The sequence below is a fragment of the Burkholderia sp. Cy-637 genome (assembly GCF_011753175.1).
GTDB lineage: Bacteria > Pseudomonadota > Gammaproteobacteria > Burkholderiales > Burkholderiaceae > Burkholderia > Burkholderia gladioli.
Map to the genome: position 1 here is coordinate 17,305 of NZ_VWWC01000071.1, position 16,823 is coordinate 34,127.

Below are 16,823 nucleotides of genomic sequence, written 5' to 3' on the forward strand. Positions count from 1 at the left end.
ATATGGGCCGCAGCGCCGCCCGCGACGACGCACTGGCCGCGCCAAGGCCAGCGCACTCGCAGCCGCGAGAAGATGCCGAGGCGCGCCCGCCCGCGCGCCGCGATGCGCTGCGCGCCTGGCGTCTCGCCGGGCTGGCGCTGCCGGTGCTGCTGCTCGGCCTGGTCGAGCTGGCCGTGCGCGCCGGCTGGCTGCCCGATCACCTGGTGCCGGCGCCGAGCGAGATCTTCGCCACGCTCGAACGAATGGGCCTGGCGCGCCTGATGCGCCATGTCGGCGCGAGCACGCTGCGCGTGGCGGCCGGTTTCGCGGCCGGCGCGGGGCTGGCGCTGGCGGTGGGCGCGGCGATGGGCCTGAGCCGGCGCATCGACGCGCTGCTGGAGCCGAGCTTCCAGGCGTTGCGGGCGATCCCCTCGCTGGCCTGGGTGCCGGTGCTGCTGCTGTGGCTCGGCATCGACGAGGCGCCCAAGATCACGCTGATCGCGATCGGCGCCTTCTTCCCCGTGCATCTGGCGGTGGTGGCCGGGATTCGCGGCGTGGACCGCAAGCTGGTCGAGCTGGGCGCGGTCTATCGGCTCGGCGCCTTCGCGCTGTTCCGCCGGATCCTGCTGCCGGCCGCGCTGCCGCAGATCTTCACGGGCTTGCGCACCGGCCTGAGCCTGGCCTGGATGTTCATGGTGGCCGCCGAGCTGATCGCGGCCACGCGCGGGCTCGGCTTCCTGCTCAGCGACGGGCGCGAGACCGGCCGGCCCGACCTGGTGTTCGGCGCGATCCTGCTGCTGGCCCTGCTCGGCAAGCTCAGCGACGGCGCGATGCGCCGCATCGAGCGGCGCTGGCTGGGCTGGCGCGATGCCTTCGACGGCACCCGGCGCAAGGAGGCGGCATGAGCGACACCCACCTGCTGCCCGAGCGCGTCGCCGCCGTTGCTCGCGACGACACCCCGCTGCTCGACCTGCGCGTCGAACGCAAGCGCTACGACGGCCGCATCGTGCTGGCCGATATCGCGCTGCAAGTGGCGCGCGGCGAGATCGTCTGCCTGGTGGGGCCGAGCGGATGCGGCAAGAGCACCCTGTTGCGCATCGTCGCCGGGCTCGACGGCGACTATCGCGGCGGCGTGCGCCTGGACGGCCAGCCGCTCGACGGCCCCTCGGCGCGCATCGGCGTGATCTTCCAGGAGCCGCGCCTGCTGCCCTGGCTGTCGGTGGCCGACAACGTCGGCTTCGCGGCCGGCTCTCGCGGCTCTCGTGGCACGCGTGGCTCTCGCTACGGCCGCGCGGCCGAGGTCGAGCGCTTGCTGGCCGAGGTCGGGCTGGCGGGGCAAGGCGCCCTGCTGCCCTCGGCGCTGTCGGGCGGCATGGCGCAGCGCGCCGCGATCGCGCGCGGCCTGTTCGGCGAGCCGGAACTGCTGCTGCTCGACGAGCCGTTCAGCGCCGTCGACGCGCTCACCCGCATGCGCCTGCAGACCCTGCTGCTCGACGTGGTGCAGCGCCACGGCACGGCGGCGATCGTGGTCACGCACGATCTCGACGAGGCGCTCTACCTCGGCGATCGCGTGCTGATGCTGGCCGCCGATCCGGGTCGCATCGACGAGGCGGTGCAAGTCGATATCGAGCGGCCGAGAGACCGGCGCGACGCGCGTCTGGCGGCGCTGCGGGGGCGCCTGCTCGATGCGTTCCACCGGCTGCACGAAGTGGGTCATTGAGCAGATCGCCACGCCTTCCCGAGGCCATGCCCGCGCAAGCGCGGCATCCATGTCGACCGAGCCGGACACGACAACAAATCGAAACAATCGCCGGCTCCGTCGCGCCATGTAACACAGTCGATCGGTCTTCCCGGTTCGCGCTCAAGAACGGCGCAATCGCGCCGTCATTCATCAGGCAATATCCTGATGATTCCGTCACGAGGCGAACCCGCCACGGCACCGCGATCCGATCGCGGACAAGGCCATTCGTACCGTCGTCGCGCGCTCTCGATCGCACTACCATGAACGACATTGAACTCTATTTCGGCGGTCAGAAGCCGCCGAGCCGATCCGAGCAGGCCGTGCTCGCCCAGGTGCTGCGCTGGCTGATCGAGCGGCAGCGACCCGCTGTCGTCATCTGCGACCTGCTGCTGAAGGATGGCCAGATCGACATCCTGGTCGGCACCGACGACACCACCATCCAGCTGGAAATCAAGAACTTCCACCATCCGGTCGACGGCAAGTCGAATGGCGATTGGATGCTGCGGCGCGAAGCGTCGCCCACCCCGATCAAGAACGGCTATCGGCAAGCGATGGACAACAACCTCGCCTTGCGCGACGCGATGTCGAGGCACTTCAACGATGGCCGGGAAATCTCCTATCCGAGCGGCGCGGTGATCTTCGAGCCGAGCCGCCATCGCGACTCGAGGCTGGAGATCACTTACGACCCGCGCGTACTGATCCACGGTGCCGACGAACTCGATCGGGCGCTGTCGAAGCGGGGTCGACAACCGTGGCCACGGTCATGGTTGAGCCATTTCGCGCAAGCGCAAAACCTGACCCGGGCCCCCATCTCCGCCGCGCTTCGAATCGAAACCGCGCAGGGCAAGGACACCATCGTGCAGCAAGCCGAGCCTGGTCGGGACGCCGCCGATAGGGTGCCGGTGGTGCCCACCGTCGTACCGGCCATGCCTGCTGCCGTGCCGGCCGCGTCCACTGTCGTGCCCCCCGTGCCGACAGCGCTCGCCAAGCGCGCTGCATACCCCATTGCGGCTGGATCTCCCGCCGAACGCAGTCCCGCCACGATCGACGCGTCGTGGCGCGAAGCCCAGGCCGTCGCGATACCGCATCGCCACGCGCCGATCGGATCGGGTCTTGCCTTGGGCGAAAGCCGGCCGCGACGGCGTCGCGGGCTGTTACGCTATTGGCCGATCCTGCTGGCCGCCGCGCTCGGCGCCTATGCAATCGGCCAGCATCAACGGAAGACGGTGAAGGCCGAGGCACCGCTCGCGAACGAAGCGCCGGATAGCCTGAAACGGCACGCCTCGTCGATCAGGAAGCCGCATGACGCACCGCCGGTGCCGCTCGCCAGGACTCAGCGGGCAGCACATCGGGCCACGGCCGACAAGCCTCAAGTGGTGGCTGCGGCACCGAGCGCCGAGGGGCCGGTGGACCCGGCGCTACCGATCGCCAGCCGGCCCACCCCGCCGATCGCCCCGATCACCTGCCCCGTCGGCGTCGACCGGCTCGGCTGCAACGGCAGGACGGGCGTCCTGGCCACCCCCGAATGTCCGCCCGCGTTCCATATCTCCGGCAATACCTGCATCCGCGATGCCGGAGACTGAAGCCGGTTCCGGCTCGTCCGCTCAGCGGTACTTCGCCCCGCCGTCCGCGTCGATCACCACGCCGCTCAGGTAGGACGCGCGCTCGGAGGCGAGGAAGCTGACCAGGTCCGCCATCTCCTCGGGCTCCGAGGGCCGCCCGAACGGCAGCGCCTCGAGCAGCTCGCGCCAGCGCGAGGCATCGCCGAAGGCCGTTTCGGCGCGGCTGCGATAGAGCTTCTCGAGCCGCTCGGTGGCGCAGGGCCCGGGGTTGATGCCGACCACCCGCACCCCGCGCCGCGTCGAGTGCGCGCCCACCGCCTGGGTGAAGGCCACCAGGGCCGCATTGGCGGTCGAGCCGAGGATGTAGTCGTAGCGCGGCGTGACGCCGGCCGCGCCGATCACGTTGACGATCACGCCGCTGCCGCGCGCCATCATCTCCGGCAGCACCAGCTTGGCGAAATCCATGTAGCCGAACAGCTTGAGCTCCCAGCTGGCGCGCCAGGCGGCCTCGTCGATCGCCTCCAGGCCGCCACCGGGAATCGCGCCGGCGTTGTTGACCAGGATGTCGACCGGGCCGGCCTCGGCCAGCAGTTCGCGGCGCGCGTTCGCGTCGGACAGGTCGAGCGCGCTGGCCTTCACCGGCGTCTCGCAGGCGGCCTCCAGGCCGCGCCTGACACGCTCCAGCGGCTCGGGATTCGACGACACCAGGTGCAGGCGACAGCCTTCCTTGGCCAAGGCCATGGCGCTGGCCATGCCGATGCCCTTCGAGGCGCCCGTGACGAGCGCCAGGCGGCCCTTGATACCGAGATCCATGTGGACTCCGTGGGGATGAGAGGAACAGGAGGTCGCGACGGCCGGCGGGCGGATCGAGGCCCGGGCCTTTCATGCGAATGAATACGAGGATCGTAGCGGAAAACCGGAAAACGCGAGGGACGCCGCGCGAGGCGAGGTTTCAGCGGCGAGCGCGGCGTGCCGGCGCGGCCTGGGCAGGCGCCGGGGAAGTCGCCCGCGCGAGGCAGGCGAGCGGGGAATCAGGCAAGCGCGCCCTCAATGCACCTTCATCTCGTCGACGAAGGGAAACGGGCTCATGGTGCAGACCACATGGAAATAACCGCCGCGCGCATAGGCGGTGACCTGTTCGAGGCGCTCCGATTCGGCGCCCCGCTCGCGGCCGGCGGCGCCGGTTTCCCCGGTCGCCGCGGCCGTGGCGGGAACCGGGGAAACTGCGCGGCGGGCCCGAGCGGCGCCGGGCGCGAGCAACGAGGCCAGCCGCCCCACCAGGGCCCGCGGCGCCAGTCCGATCGAATTCGACATCATCGGCTCCTTCAAGCGTGGATCGAGACTTCAATCTAGCCACGCCCGGCGCCGGCGCCAAACAAGCATTTCCGCTTAGCTTTCCAGGCCCGCGCTCAGACCCGGATCACCAGCTTGCCCTGTACCCGATTGCCTTCCAGCAGTTCATGGGCATGTCGCACCTCGTCGAATTCGAGCGTCTGCTTCAACAATGAGTGCAGGCGCCGGGCCGCCACGTCGTCGGCGATGGCCCGCAGCGGCGCGGCGTCCAGCGGCAGCACCGGGGTGCCAAGCAACTGGCTGGGGAAGAACGCCAGCCGCGCGGCCGGCGGCAGGTCCGTCATCAGATTGAACTGGTCGAGCACCGGCGCGCCGCCCAGCAGGCCGATCACCGCCACCGCGCCGAACGGGCGCAGCGTGCTGGCCGTATCGCGCAGCGTCGAGGCGCCAACCACCTCGAGCGCGGCATCGATGCCTTCGGGATGGCGCTTGCGTACCTCGTCGGCCACCGAGCCGCGGTCGACCACCACCTGGTCGGCCCCCAAGCCGTGCAGCAGCGCGACGTGCTCGGGCGAGCGCGTGCTGGCCACCACCCGCAGGCCCGAGGCGCGGGCGTAGGTCACGGCCGCCAGCCCGACGCTGGAGGTCGCGCCGCGCACCAGCAGCACCTGCCCCGCCTGAATCCCGAGCGTGTGGTTGAGCGCGCCCCAGATCGTCAGGTAGGCCTGCGGCAGCGCCGCCAGCTCCTCCCAGGACAGGCTGGTGCCGTTCAGGTCGATCACGTTCGAGCGCAGCACCGTCACTTCCTCGGCGTAGCTGCCGTGCCGCGCGAACTGCAGGCCGCCCATCGCCGTGGCCACGCGCTGGCCGGCCCGGAAGGCGCCCGAGGGATCCTCCAGCACCTCGCCCACCGCCTCGATGCCGGGCACGCGCGGCCCCTCGATCGGGCCTATCTTGCCGGCGCGCAAGTAGGTTTCGGCGCGGTTGAGCCCGAAGGCGCGCACGCGGATGCGTACTTCGTCGGCGCGCGGCGTCACCGAGGGAATATCGCGCAGTTGCAGGACTTCGGGTCCACCCGCGCGTTCGATCACATAGGCTTTCATGATGATTCCTTTCGTAGGAGTTCTGATCGATGGCCGCCGCCCGGCGGCCATCGGAATGACAGCCGGCTTCAGGCGAAGCTCAGCACCTCGGCGGTCGGCTTGCGCGGTTTTTGCGGCCAGTTGCCGCTCGCGGCGTAGCCCACCGTCAGCAGCATCACCGGCACCTCGGTCGGCGCCAGGCCGAAGACCGAGGCAACGCCGGCCGTGTCGAAGCCGATCATCGGTCCCGAGGCCAGCCCGCGATCCTGCGCCGCGATCATCAGCGTCATGGCCGCCAGCGAAGCCGAGCGGATCGCCTCGTCGCGCTGGAACGCCGGGTTGTTGGCGTACATGTTGGTGGCCGCGCCGGTCCAGCCGTCGAACACGGCCTGGTCGATGATGCCCTGCTCGAGCGAGGGCGAAAGCGCCGCAGGCAGCGTGCGATGCGGCTCCAGCGTGCCGCACACGATGAAGGTCACGGCCGCGTCGGCCACCTTCTGCTGCCCGTAGGCCAGCGGCAGCAGCCGAGCCTTGGCCGCCTCGCTGCGCACGGCCACGAACTTCCAGTTCTGGAGGTTGAAGGCGGAAGGCGCCGTAGTCGCCAGGGCGACCAGCTCGTCGATCTGCGCATCGCTCAGCGTGCGAGCCGGGTCGTAGCGGTTGGTGGAAATACGCGTTTTCAAGAGGTTTTCAAGGCTCGACATGTTTTTCTCCGTCGGGGGTGAGGGGGAACACGGCTCTACTATGCAAGCCGCCCGGCGCGAGACATAGCCCTAAAGCTGACACCCGGCCTCTCAAAAATGAGAGGATGACGGACCTGGGCACGACGATCGCGCCATGCCCGCCCCTCAACCCGAAACGAGTTGCCGCCATGGACCTGAATGCCGTCGAGATGTTCGTCACCGTGGTGCAGGCCGGCAGCCTGTCCGCCGCCTCGGCCCGCACCGGCGTGCCGCTGCCCACCCTGAGCCGCCGCATCAAGCAGTTGGAGGGCGAGCTCGCGGTGCAGTTGCTGGAGCGTTCGGTGCGCGGCACCCGGCTGACCGATGCCGGCCTGCGCCTCTACGAGCACGCCAGCCGCGGCATCGAGGCGCTGGTCGAGGCGCGCGAGGCGGTGGTCGGCGCCCAGCACGAGCTGAAAGGCTTCCTGCGCCTGTCGCTGCCGCCTTCCTTCGATATCTGGTGGGACCTGCTCGGCGCGTTCCAGGCGCGTTATCCGGGGATCCGCCTGTTCGTGTACACCACCGAGCGGCGCGTCGACCTGATCGTCGACGGCATCGACGTGGCGCTGCGGGTGGGCGCCATCGAGCACGAGTCGATGGTGGCGCGCAAGGTGGTGGCCTACCGGCATCGCCTGGTGGCCAGCCCCGCGCTATTGGCGCGCCTGGGCACGCCCTCGACGCCCGAGGACCTGCACGCGCTGCCCTGTGCGACCTGGGGGCTCGGCGCCTATGCCCAGCCGGTATGGCGCCTGGGCGGGGTGGAGTTCCTGCCGCGCCCGGTGCTGTCGACCAACGACTACGCGCAGCTTCGCAAGCGCGCGCTCGACGGCCAGGTGCTGACCGAGCTGCCGCCCTTCCTGGTTGCCAAGGACCTGCGCGAGGGGCGCCTGAGCGCGGTGCTCGAGGACCATCCGCTGCCGTACCAGGAGCTGAACCTGCTCTACCCCTCGCACCGGCATCCGTCCTCGATCGTCAAGGCCTACCTGGACTTCTGCCGGGAATACTGGATCGCGAAGCCGGACGCGGCGGCGTGGTGAGGCACGAGACCAGGCCATGAAAGCGGAACGGGCCTGCACCGCGCGGACCCAGCCCCGTTCCGTTCTGCCGGATTCACTTGGTTAGCGCGCGGATCCGCCATGCCGAATGGACTAATGTCCTTCTCGACGGCAATATCACGCCAACGGGGCAATACCTTGCTGCATCATCGATCGAACCTGGCCATGATAAATATTCGCAATCTGCCTGCCATCGCGGCGCTCCTCATCGGCACTCTTTTCCTGACATCCTGCACGACGCCGCCGAGCAAGGACAACCCGCCTGACACCATCGCCTCCTCCAGGGCGGGCCTTTCCTGCCGCATGGTCAAACCTGCCTATCCCAAGGCGCTGGCGAAAGCGGGCGGCCACGGAATTGCCTATCTTTACTTCGAAGTCAGTCCGACCGGATCGATTGAAAACATCACAGTGAGGAAGTCGAGCGGTTCCGCCGAGCTCGATCACTCCGCGACAGTCGCATTACGCGCCAGTCATTGCGAACCGTATATTGAAAATGGAAAACCGATACGGGTTTCCGTCACCCAACCGTACAACTTTTCATTGACGCAATACCCACCCGGCACATATAGCGAGGCATCCAAGGCGGCGATCGAACTTCTTCGAAACCAGCCGGCCGAGCAAGAGAGTATCGGCCGCTCCTATCGGGTCGCCATTCCCCTCTGCGATGTCCGGCGGACGCCCAATCAGAACGCACCTGCACTGAAAACCTACCCACAGGGGACGACGGTTACCGTATTCCAGCGGCAACATGAATTCGCGCGGATTTCGCCGGATGGCCAGCCGCCGGAGTGGGTCGTCTTTTCACTGCTTCAACCGTGAGCGGTGCCGCTCGTCGCGCAGCGGCAAAGCGCGCCGAGCCGGGCATCACCATCGCGACACCCGGCACGGCCCAGGCGAGCCGCCACCTCAGCCCTCCACGGCCGCGCGTATCGGCGTCTCGCCGCGCGCCAGCACCGGCACCAGCGCCTGCCCGGTATGGCTGGCCGCCACGCGCGCCAGCGCTTCCGGCGGCGCCGCCGCCACGATCGCGCCGCCGCCCGTGCCGCCTTCCGGCCCGAGGTCGATGATCCAGTCGGCCTCGGCGATCACGTCGAGGTCGTGCTCGATCACCACCACGCTGTGCCCGCCGTCCACCAGCCGGTGCAGCACGCGGATCAGCTTGGCCACGTCGGCCATGTGCAGGCCGACGGTGGGCTCGTCGAGCACGTAGAGCGTGTGCGGCGCCTTCTGCCCGCGCCGGGTGATGTCGTCGCGCACCTTGCTCAGCTCGGTGACCAGCTTGATGCGCTGCGCCTCGCCGCCCGACAGCGTCGGCGAGGGCTGGCCCAGCGTCAGGTAGCCGAGCCCGACGTCCTTCATCAGCTGCAGCGGATGGGCGATGTTCGAGATCGGCGCGAAGAACTCCACCGCCTCGTCGATCTCCATGGTCAGCACCTCGCCGATGTTGCGCCCGCGCCAGCTGACGGCCAGCGTCTCGGGATTGAAGCGCTGCCCGTGGCACACGTCGCAGGGCACCTTCACGTCGGGCAGGAAGCTCATGCCGATGGTGCGCACGCCCTGCCCCTCGCAGGCCGGGCAACGCCCGTCGCCGGTGTTGAAGGAAAAGCGCGAGGCGGTGTAGCCGCGCGCGCGGGCCTCCAGCGTGTCGGCGAACAGCTTGCGGATGGTGTCCCACACGCCGATGTAGGTGGCCGGGCAGGAACGCGGCGTCTTGCCGATCGGCGTCTGGTCGACCTCCAGCACGCGGTCGATCGACTCCCAGCCGGTGATCGACTCGCAGCCCTGCCAGGCATGCGTGACGTTCAGCGAGGGCCGCGGCGCGCTGCGCGCCAGCACGCTGCCACGCTGGCTGGCCGGCGCCGCGTCCTGGCCGGCGGCCTTGCGCGCGCGGCGCGTGGCCGGCGAGGACAGCACCGAGCGCCCCACCGCGTCGAGCAGGTTGGCCATCAGCACGTCGCGCGCCAAGGTGGACTTGCCCGAGCCGCTCACGCCCGTCACCGCCACCAGCCGCGCCAGCGGGATCCCCACCGTGACCTCGCGCAGGTTGTGCAGCTTGCCGCCATGCACGGTCAGCCATTGCTCCGGCACCGCCTGCGCGCCCTTGCGGCCCGGCGGCACCACGCTGCGGCGCGACTGCAGCGGATGCACGATCGGCTCGGCCAGGTAGCGGCCGGTCAGCGAGGCCGACTGCGCGGACAGGTCGGCCACGCCGCCCTGCGCGACCACCGTGCCGCCGCGCTTGCCAGCGCCGGGGCCGACGTCGATCACGTGATCGGCGCGGCGGATGGTGTCCTCGTCGTGCTCGACCACCACCAGCGTATTGCCCTTGTCGCCGAGCTTGCGCAGCGCGTTCAGCAGGATCTGGTTGTCGCGCGGGTGCAGGCCGATGGTCGGCTCGTCGAGCACGTAGCAGACGCCCTGCAGGTTGCTGCCGAGCTGCGCGGCCAGCCGGATGCGCTGCGCCTCGCCGCCCGACAGGCTGGGCGCGGCGCGGTCCAGGCTCAGGTAGCCGAGCCCGACTTCCTCCAGGAAGGCCAGGCGGCTGCCGATCTCGCTGACGATGTCGCGCGCGATCTGCGCGTCGCGCCCCTCGAGCCGCAGCGCGTCGATCCACTCGCGCGTCTGCGAGACGGTCCATTGCGCGACCTCGACGATCGAGTGCGCGTCGAAGGTGACGGCGCGCGCCGAGGGATTCAGGCGCGTGCCATGGCAATCCGGGCAGGGCTGGTCGCCCAGGCCTTCCGGTTCCTGCTCCTCGGAGGGCAGGGTCTGCTCGCGGCCGCGGCCGTCCTCGGCGCCCAGCACCGTGTCGTCGTAGGCGGCGCGCTGCTCGCGCGTGAGCGCCAGGCCCGTGCCCACGCAGGTGGTGCACCAGCCATGCTTGCTGTTGTACGAGAACATGCGCGGGTCCAGCTCGGGATAGCTGGTGCCGCACACCGGGCAGGCGCGCTTGACCGACAGCACCTTGGTCTGGCCGATCCGCGCGGTCGCCCCGCGCCCGGCCAGCGCCTCGCCCAGGCCGTCGAGCGGCGCGAGCAGGTGCAGCACGCCCTTGCCGATCTCGAGTGTCTCGTCCAGGCGGCGGCGCAGCTCGGCCTCGTTGTCGGGCGACACCACCAGGTCGGCCACCGGCAGCTCGATGGTGTGTTCGCGGAAGCGGTCGAGCTTGGGCCAGGGGTCGACCGGCACGAATTCGCCGTCCACGCGCAGGTGCGAGTTGCCGCGCGCCTTGGCCCACTTGGCCAGGTCGGTATAGACGCCCTTGCGGTTGACCACCAGCGGCGCGAGCAGCCCGACGTGCTGGCCGCGATGGTCGCGCAGCAGTTGCGCGGCGATCGACTCCACCGTCTGCGAGGTGACCGGCGTGCCGTCGTGGATGCAGTGCTGCAGGCCCAGCTTCACGTACAGCAGGCGCAGGAAGTGCCAGACCTCGGAGGTGGTGGCCACCGTGCTCTTGCGGCCGCCGCGCGACAGGCGCTGCTCGATCGCCACGGTGGGCGGGATGCCGTACACGGCATCCACCTCGGGGCGCCCGGCCGGCTGCACGATCGAGCGCGCGTAGGCGTTCAGCGATTCGAGGTAGCGGCGCTGCCCTTCATGGAACAGGATGTCGAAGGCCAGCGTCGACTTGCCCGAGCCGGACACGCCGGTGATCACGTTGAACTTGCCGTGCGGGATGTCGACGTCGAGCGACTTCAGGTTGTGCTCGCGCGCGTTGACGATGCGCACCACGTCCTCGCCCTCGATGGCGCGCCGCTCGCGCACCGCGTTGAGCTTGGCCTGCAGCGGCACGCCGTGCTCGGCAAGCTCCGCCTCGGCGGCCATGGCGCGCTCGTATTGCGCCAGCGCCGCGCCGGTATGCGAGCCGGCGCAGGCCTTGACGTCCTCGGGGGTGCCGGCGCACAGCACCAGGCCGCCGCCGTCGCCGCCTTCCGGGCCCAGGTCGATCAGCCAGTCGGCGGCGCGGATCACGTCCAGGTTGTGCTCGATCACGATCAGCGAATGGCCGCTCGCCAGCAGCTTGCCGAAGGCCTGCATGAGCTTGGCGATGTCGTCGAAGTGCAGCCCGGTGGTGGGCTCGTCGAACATGAACAGGCGCTCGGCGCTCGCCGCCTTGGCGGCCTTGCCGCGCGCGCTGCCCGCCGCCGATTCGGCCAGGAAGCCGGCCAGCTTCAGGCGCTGGGCCTCGCCGCCCGACAGGGTCGGCACCGGCTGGCCCAGCTTCACGTATTCGAGCCCGACGTCGACGATCGGCTGCAGCACGCGCAGCACCTCGGCGTCGCCGGCGAAGAAGGCCGCCGCCTCGCTGACGGTCAGGTCCAGCACCTCGGCCACGTTGAGCAAACGGCCGCCGCGCTCGATGCGCACCTCCAGGATCTCGGGGCGATAACGCTGGCCGTCGCAATCGGGACAGCGCAGGTAGACGTCGCTGAGGAACTGCATCTCGACGTGCTCGAAGCCGGAGCCGCCGCAGGTCGGGCAGCGCCCCTCGCCGGTGTTGAAGCTGAACATGCCGGCGCCGTAGCCGCGCTGCAGCGCCAGCGGCGCCTTCGCGAACAGCTTGCGGATCTCGTCGAAGGCGCCCACGTAGCTGGCCGGGTTCGAGCGGGTGGTCTTGCCGATCGGCGACTGGTCGACGAACACCACGTCGCTGACCTGGTCGGCGCCGGCCAGGCGCCGGAACGCGCCCGGCGCCTCGGTGGCCTTGCCCATGTGGCGCGCCATCGCCGGATAGAGCACGTCCTGCAGCAGGGTCGACTTGCCCGAGCCCGACACGCCGGTCAGGCAGACCAGCCGCTGCAGCGGGATCTCGACCGTGACGTCGCGCAGGTTGTGCTCGCTGGCGCCTTCCAGCACCAGCCGCGGCGTGCTCGCGTCCACCGCGCGGCGCGACCATTGCGAGGCATGCGCCACCTCGCGGCGGCCGCCCAGGTAGGCGCCGGTCAGCGTGTCGGCCGAGCGGATCTCGCCGGGCGTGCCGTCGTAGACGATGCTGCCGCCGCGCTCGCCGGGGCCGGGGCCCATGTCGATCAGGCGGTCGGCGGCCAGCATCACCGAGGGATCGTGCTCGACCACCACCAGCGTGTTGCCGGCGTCGCGCAGCCGCTGCATGGCCTCGACGATGCGGTTCAGGTCGCGCGGATGCAGGCCGATGCTGGGCTCGTCGAGCACGAACAGGGTCTTGGTCAGCGAGGTGCCCAGCGCGGTGGTCAGGTTGATGCGCTGCACCTCGCCGCCCGACAGGGTTCGGCTCTGGCGGTCCAGCGTCAGGTAGCCGAGGCCGACGTCGCAGAGGTATTTCAGGCGCGTGCGCACCTCGGCCAGCAGCAGCTTGAGCGCATCGTCGAGCAGCGCGCTGGGCAGGCTGATGCCGTCGAAGAAGCGGCGGATCCGCTCGATCGGCAGCAGCATCAGGTCGTGCACGGTCAGGCCCGGCAGCGCCTCCAGCTGGGCGCGGTTCCAGTCGACGCCGCGCGGCATGAAGCGCGCGGCCGGCGCCAGCACCGCGTCGGCGTCGGCCTTCGAGCCGAGCCGCCACAGCAGCGATTCGGTCTTCAGGCGCGCGCCGCCGCAAACCTCGCAGGGCGTGTAGCTGCGGTACTTCGAGAGCAGCACGCGGATGTGCATCTTGTAGGCCTTCGACTCCAGATAGCCGAAGAAGCGCTTCACGCCGTACCACTGGGTCTGCCACTTGCCGTCCCAATCCGGCGAGCCGTTGATCACCCAGTCGCGCTCGGCATCCGTCAGCTCGCCCCAGGGCGTGCCGCGGCGGATCTTCGCGCGCTCGGCATAGCGCATCAGGTCGTCCTGGCACTCCTTCCAGGCCGGCGTCTGCATCGGCTTGATCGCGCCCTCGCGCAGCGTCTTGCGCGCGTCGGGAATCACCAGGCCCAGGTCGACGCCGATCACGCGGCCAAAACCGCGGCAGGTCTCGCAGGCGCCATAGGCCGAGTTGAACGAGAACAGCGCCGCCTGCGGCTCGGCATAGCGCAGGTCGCTGTCGGGATGATGCAGGCCGGTGGAGAAGCGCCAGACCTGCGGCTCGGGCGCGGCTTGGTCGGCGTTCTCCGGCGCCGGCGCCAGCACGTAGACGTTGACGCGACCGGCGCCGCGCCTGAGCGAGGCCTCGATCGCCTCGACCACGCGCGCCTTCTCCGTGTGCTGCAGGCGAAAGCGGTCGGCCACCACGTCGAGCACCTTGCGCGTGCCCGCCTCGGACACCACCTCGCGCTGCGCCTGCACGCGCGTGTAGCCGCTCGCCGACAGCCACTGCTCGACCTCCTCGGCCGTCACCGCCTCGGGCAGCTCGACCGGGAAGGTCACCACCAGGCGCGGGTCCTCGCCGGCCGTGCGCGCGGCCAGCTCGGCGTAGATCGTCTCGGGCGTGTCATGCCGCACCGGCTGCGCGGTCTTGCGGTCGAACAGCTCGGCCGCGCGCGCGTAGAGCAGCTTCAGGTGGTCGTTCAGCTCGGTCATGGTGCCGACCGTCGAGCGCGAGCTGCGCACCGGGTTGGTCTGGTCGATCGCGATCGCGGGCGGCACGCCGTCCACGCGGTCCACCTGCGGGCGGTCCATGCGGTCCAGGAACTGCCGCGCATAGGCGCTGAAGGTCTCGACGTAGCGGCGCTGGCCCTCGGCATAGAGCGTGTCGAACACCAGGCTCGACTTGCCCGACCCCGACGGACCGGTCACGACCGTCATCTCGCCGGTGCGCAGGTCGAGATCGACATTCTTGAGATTGTGCTGGCGTGCTCCGCGAATGCGGATCAGATGGCTGGATGACAATTGGCCTGTCCGTGTGAAGGGGTTGAACGGGTCTGGCGGGCCGCGAAGGTGCGTCATGCCCGAATGACTGCGACACTATACTGTATATTCATACAGCCTTCACGACGCCCCGCGGGCCGGGGATGCTGGCGGCTCCCGGCCGATCCGGCCGACTGAAAGACACGACCGATCGAGGCCGGTTCCAGCTTCAGTCGAGCGGCGGCACCGCGCCTTCCGACAAGGTCTTGAGCAGGCGCGCGCGGCGCCGCTCGAGCTCGGCGATCTGGTGCTCGATGGCTTCCAGGCGCTGGCGCTGCACCTCGCTGATCTGGTCGCAGGAGCGCGCGCCCTCGATCAGCAGCATGCAGTCGGGGAAACCGCGGATCTCGTCGAGCGTGAAGCCGGTCGCGATCATGCGCTGGATCTGCCTGACCTGCGCGACCGCCTGCGCCGGGAAGCGGCGATAGCCGTTGTCGGCGCGCGACGAGGCCAGCAGGCCATGCTCGTCGTAGTGGCGGATCGAGCGCACGCTGGCGCCGGTGCGCCGGGCCAGCGCGCCGATCGTCAGCCATTCCGGGGAGTTCGAGGCGTTCATGGGCGGCAGGCTAGCATGTTTCGCTTGACCCTCACACTGGTGTGAGGGTCGAGACTGGGTGGACCTTCACTTCAGAGGAATCCCCTCATGTCCGCCCGTTCGTTGTTCCCCTCTTTATTCCGCCCGCTGTCCCGCCTGCTGCTGGCCGTGCTGTCGTCGGCCACGCTGTTCGCCGTCGCGCCCGCCGCGCAGGCCGCCCCCGATCACTACACCGTCACCTCGAAGGACGGCGTGAGGATCGCCGTCGAGGAAAGCGGCAACCCGGACGGCCCCGCCGTGATCCTGATCCACGGCCTGCTCGGCAGCCGCCTGAACTGGGATGCCCAGCTGCAGAGCCCGGACTTGCGCCGGTTCCGGCTGATCAGTTACGACCTGCGCGGCCACGGCTTGTCCGACAAACCCGCCGGCGCCGAGCCGTATCATGACGGGCGCCGCTGGGCCGACGACCTCGACGCGGTGATCCGCGGCGCGCATGCCAAACGGCCGGTGCTGGTGGGCTGGTCGCTGGGCGGCGTGGTGATCTCCAACTACCTGGCCGCCTATGGCGACGGCGATATCGGCGGCGCCGTGTACGTGGACGGCGTGGTCGAGCTGAAGCCGGAGCAGTTGGTCAGCCATCCCGAGGTTTACCGGGACATGACATCGCCCGAGCTGCGGACGCATCTCGACGGCGAGCGCCGCTTCCTGGCGCTGTGCTTCCACCGCCAGCCCGATGCCGCGCGGTTCGAGCGGCTGCTCGCCAATGCCGCGATGGCCTCGTGGGACATGCAGCGCGCGGTGCCGGGCATGACCGTGGCGGCCGCCGAGGGCTTGAGCCGCGCGCACGTGCCGCTGCTGTTCATCCAGGGCGGCCGCGACGCGCTGGTCGATACGCCGGCCACCCTGGCCCGCGCCCGCGCGCTGAACCCGCGCATCGCGAGCAAGCTGTACGAGGAATCGGGCCACGCGCCCTTCATCGAGGAACCCGAGCGCTTCAACCGCGATCTGGCCGATTTCGTCGGATCGCTGTCCGCCGCACAACCCTGAGCCAAGGAGGCAAGCATGAGCATCGACACGCCGCCGCCCGGCGACGACGATTTTTTCCCCGGCTTCGCGCCGCTCGAGATCGAGGCCGGCGAGGTGGCGTTTCGCGGCCGGATCGGCGGCGACGGGCCGCCGGTCCTGCTGCTGCACGGTTATCCGCAGACCCATCTGGCCTGGCGCCGGATCGCGCCGACGCTGGCGCGCTCGCACACGGTGATCGTGCCGGACCTGCCCGGCTACGGCGCCAGCCGCATCCGCCAGCCGTCGCCGCGCTGGAGCAAGCGGCGCGTGGCCGGCGCGCTGCTCGCGCTGATGGACGCGCTCGGCCATCCGCGCTTCGCGGTGGTCGGCCACGATCGCGGCGCGCGCGCCGGCTAACGGCTCGCGCTCGACCACCCGCGGCGCGTGAGCGCCTATGCCTCGCTGAGCGTGGTGCCCACGCTCGATGCCTTTGCCGGCGTCGACCGGGCCTTCGCGTTGAACGCCTGGCACTGGTTCTTCCTGGCGCAGCCGGCCGGGTTGCCCGAGCGGATGCTGGCCGCCGATCCCGATGCCTTCATCGATGCCGCGTTGGCCAGGATGGCCGGCGGCCTGGAGCGGGTCGAGCCGCGCGCGCTCGCGGCCTATCGCGCCGCGTTCCGCGATCCCGAGGTGCGCCACGCGATCTGCGAGGACTATCGCGCGGCGGTGGAGGAGGACCTGGAGCACGACGCGGCCGACCGGGCGGCCGGGCGACAGCTCGACTGCCCGGTGCTGGTGCTATGGGGTGAAAAGGAACGCCGCGCGGACGCGCCCTCGCCGGTCGAGACCTGGTCGCGCTGGGCGGCGACGGTGAGCGGCCACGGGCTGCCGGCCGGGCATCTGCTGCCCGAGGATGCACCGGAGCCGGTGCTCGCGGCCTTGGCGGCGTTGCTGGGCGAAAGCGCCTGAGCACGAGGCGGGCGCCGTGCTGGCCGAACGGCCCCGGCGCGCGGCAGCCGGGGCGCGGCGGCGCATCGCTGCGCCG

12 protein-coding genes and 1 pseudogene are annotated in these 16,823 nt (G+C 70.4%); 7 read left to right on the forward strand and 6 right to left on the reverse strand.

Annotated elements, in window-relative coordinates; translation table 11 throughout:
• The first annotated feature begins 2 nt into the window (after positions 1 to 2).
• The 3 genes from F3J10_RS19155 (at position 3) to F3J10_RS19165 (ending at position 3,303) form a co-directional block, all read left to right on the forward strand.
• Complete coding sequence (locus F3J10_RS19155; protein WP_167242754.1) at positions 3 to 884, forward strand: ABC transporter permease; 882 nt, start codon at positions 3 to 5, stop codon at positions 882 to 884.
• Entirely contained in the window at positions 881 to 1,699 is an 819-nt protein-coding gene (locus F3J10_RS19160; protein WP_167242755.1) for an ABC transporter ATP-binding protein, read from the forward strand. Before F3J10_RS19155 ends, F3J10_RS19160 begins: the two co-directional genes overlap by 4 nt.
• Positions 1,700 to 1,980: 281 nt before the next feature.
• The gene (locus F3J10_RS19165) at positions 1,981 to 3,303 is read left to right on the forward strand and encodes an NERD domain-containing protein (RefSeq protein ID WP_167242756.1); all 1,323 of its coding nucleotides are present in this window, start codon (positions 1,981 to 1,983) and stop codon (positions 3,301 to 3,303) included.
• Between the two features lie 21 nt (positions 3,304 to 3,324).
• On the opposite strand, the gene F3J10_RS19170 is transcribed toward F3J10_RS19165, so the two are convergent.
• The 4 genes from F3J10_RS19170 to F3J10_RS19185 all read right to left on the reverse strand — a co-directional run bounded on the left by F3J10_RS19170 (position 3,325) and on the right by F3J10_RS19185 (position 6,361).
• Positions 3,325 to 4,095, reverse strand: a complete 771-nt coding sequence (locus F3J10_RS19170; protein ID WP_167242757.1) for an SDR family oxidoreductase — start codon at positions 4,093 to 4,095, stop codon at positions 3,325 to 3,327.
• Positions 4,096 to 4,329: 234 nt separating this feature from the next.
• On the reverse strand, positions 4,330 to 4,599 hold the full coding sequence (locus tag F3J10_RS19175; RefSeq protein WP_167242758.1) for a hypothetical protein: 270 nt from the start codon (positions 4,597 to 4,599) through the stop codon (positions 4,330 to 4,332).
• 92 nt (positions 4,600 to 4,691) lie between these two features.
• Positions 4,692 to 5,678, reverse strand: a complete 987-nt coding sequence (locus tag F3J10_RS19180; RefSeq protein ID WP_167242759.1) for a zinc-binding dehydrogenase — start codon at positions 5,676 to 5,678, stop codon at positions 4,692 to 4,694.
• Between the two features lie 68 nt (positions 5,679 to 5,746).
• On the reverse strand, positions 5,747 to 6,361 hold the full coding sequence (locus F3J10_RS19185) for a nitroreductase family protein (RefSeq protein WP_025102039.1): 615 nt from the start codon (positions 6,359 to 6,361) through the stop codon (positions 5,747 to 5,749).
• Positions 6,362 to 6,528: 167 nt separating this feature from the next.
• Between F3J10_RS19185 and F3J10_RS19190 the strand changes: the two genes are divergently transcribed.
• Together F3J10_RS19190 and F3J10_RS19195 are read left to right on the forward strand one after the other, a co-directional pair.
• Complete coding sequence (locus F3J10_RS19190; RefSeq protein ID WP_167242760.1) at positions 6,529 to 7,416, forward strand: LysR family transcriptional regulator; 888 nt, start codon at positions 6,529 to 6,531, stop codon at positions 7,414 to 7,416.
• Positions 7,417 to 7,530: 114 nt separating this feature from the next.
• Positions 7,531 to 8,253, forward strand: coding sequence for an energy transducer TonB (locus F3J10_RS19195; protein WP_167242761.1), 723 nt, complete (start codon positions 7,531 to 7,533; stop codon positions 8,251 to 8,253).
• 87 nt (positions 8,254 to 8,340) lie between these two features.
• Here F3J10_RS19195 and uvrA read toward each other — a convergent pair whose 3' ends face one another.
• Together uvrA and F3J10_RS19205 are read right to left on the reverse strand one after the other, a co-directional pair.
• On the reverse strand, positions 8,341 to 14,220 hold the full coding sequence (uvrA, locus tag F3J10_RS19200; RefSeq protein ID WP_167242762.1) for an excinuclease ABC subunit UvrA: 5,880 nt from the start codon (positions 14,218 to 14,220) through the stop codon (positions 8,341 to 8,343).
• Positions 14,221 to 14,407: 187 nt separating this feature from the next.
• Positions 14,408 to 14,794 carry a MerR family transcriptional regulator gene (locus tag F3J10_RS19205; protein ID WP_166916539.1) on the reverse strand — a complete coding sequence of 129 codons (387 nt, stop codon included), beginning with the start codon at positions 14,792 to 14,794 and terminating at the stop codon, positions 14,408 to 14,410.
• 87 nt (positions 14,795 to 14,881) lie between these two features.
• On the opposite strand from F3J10_RS19205, the gene F3J10_RS19210 reads away from it, so the two are divergent.
• Positions 14,882 to 15,820, forward strand: a complete 939-nt coding sequence (locus tag F3J10_RS19210) for an alpha/beta hydrolase (RefSeq protein WP_167242763.1) — start codon at positions 14,882 to 14,884, stop codon at positions 15,818 to 15,820.
• Between the two features lie 15 nt (positions 15,821 to 15,835).
• A pseudogene (locus tag F3J10_RS19215) lies at positions 15,836 to 16,747 on the forward strand (alpha/beta hydrolase).
• The last annotated feature ends 76 nt before the right edge of the window (positions 16,748 to 16,823 follow it).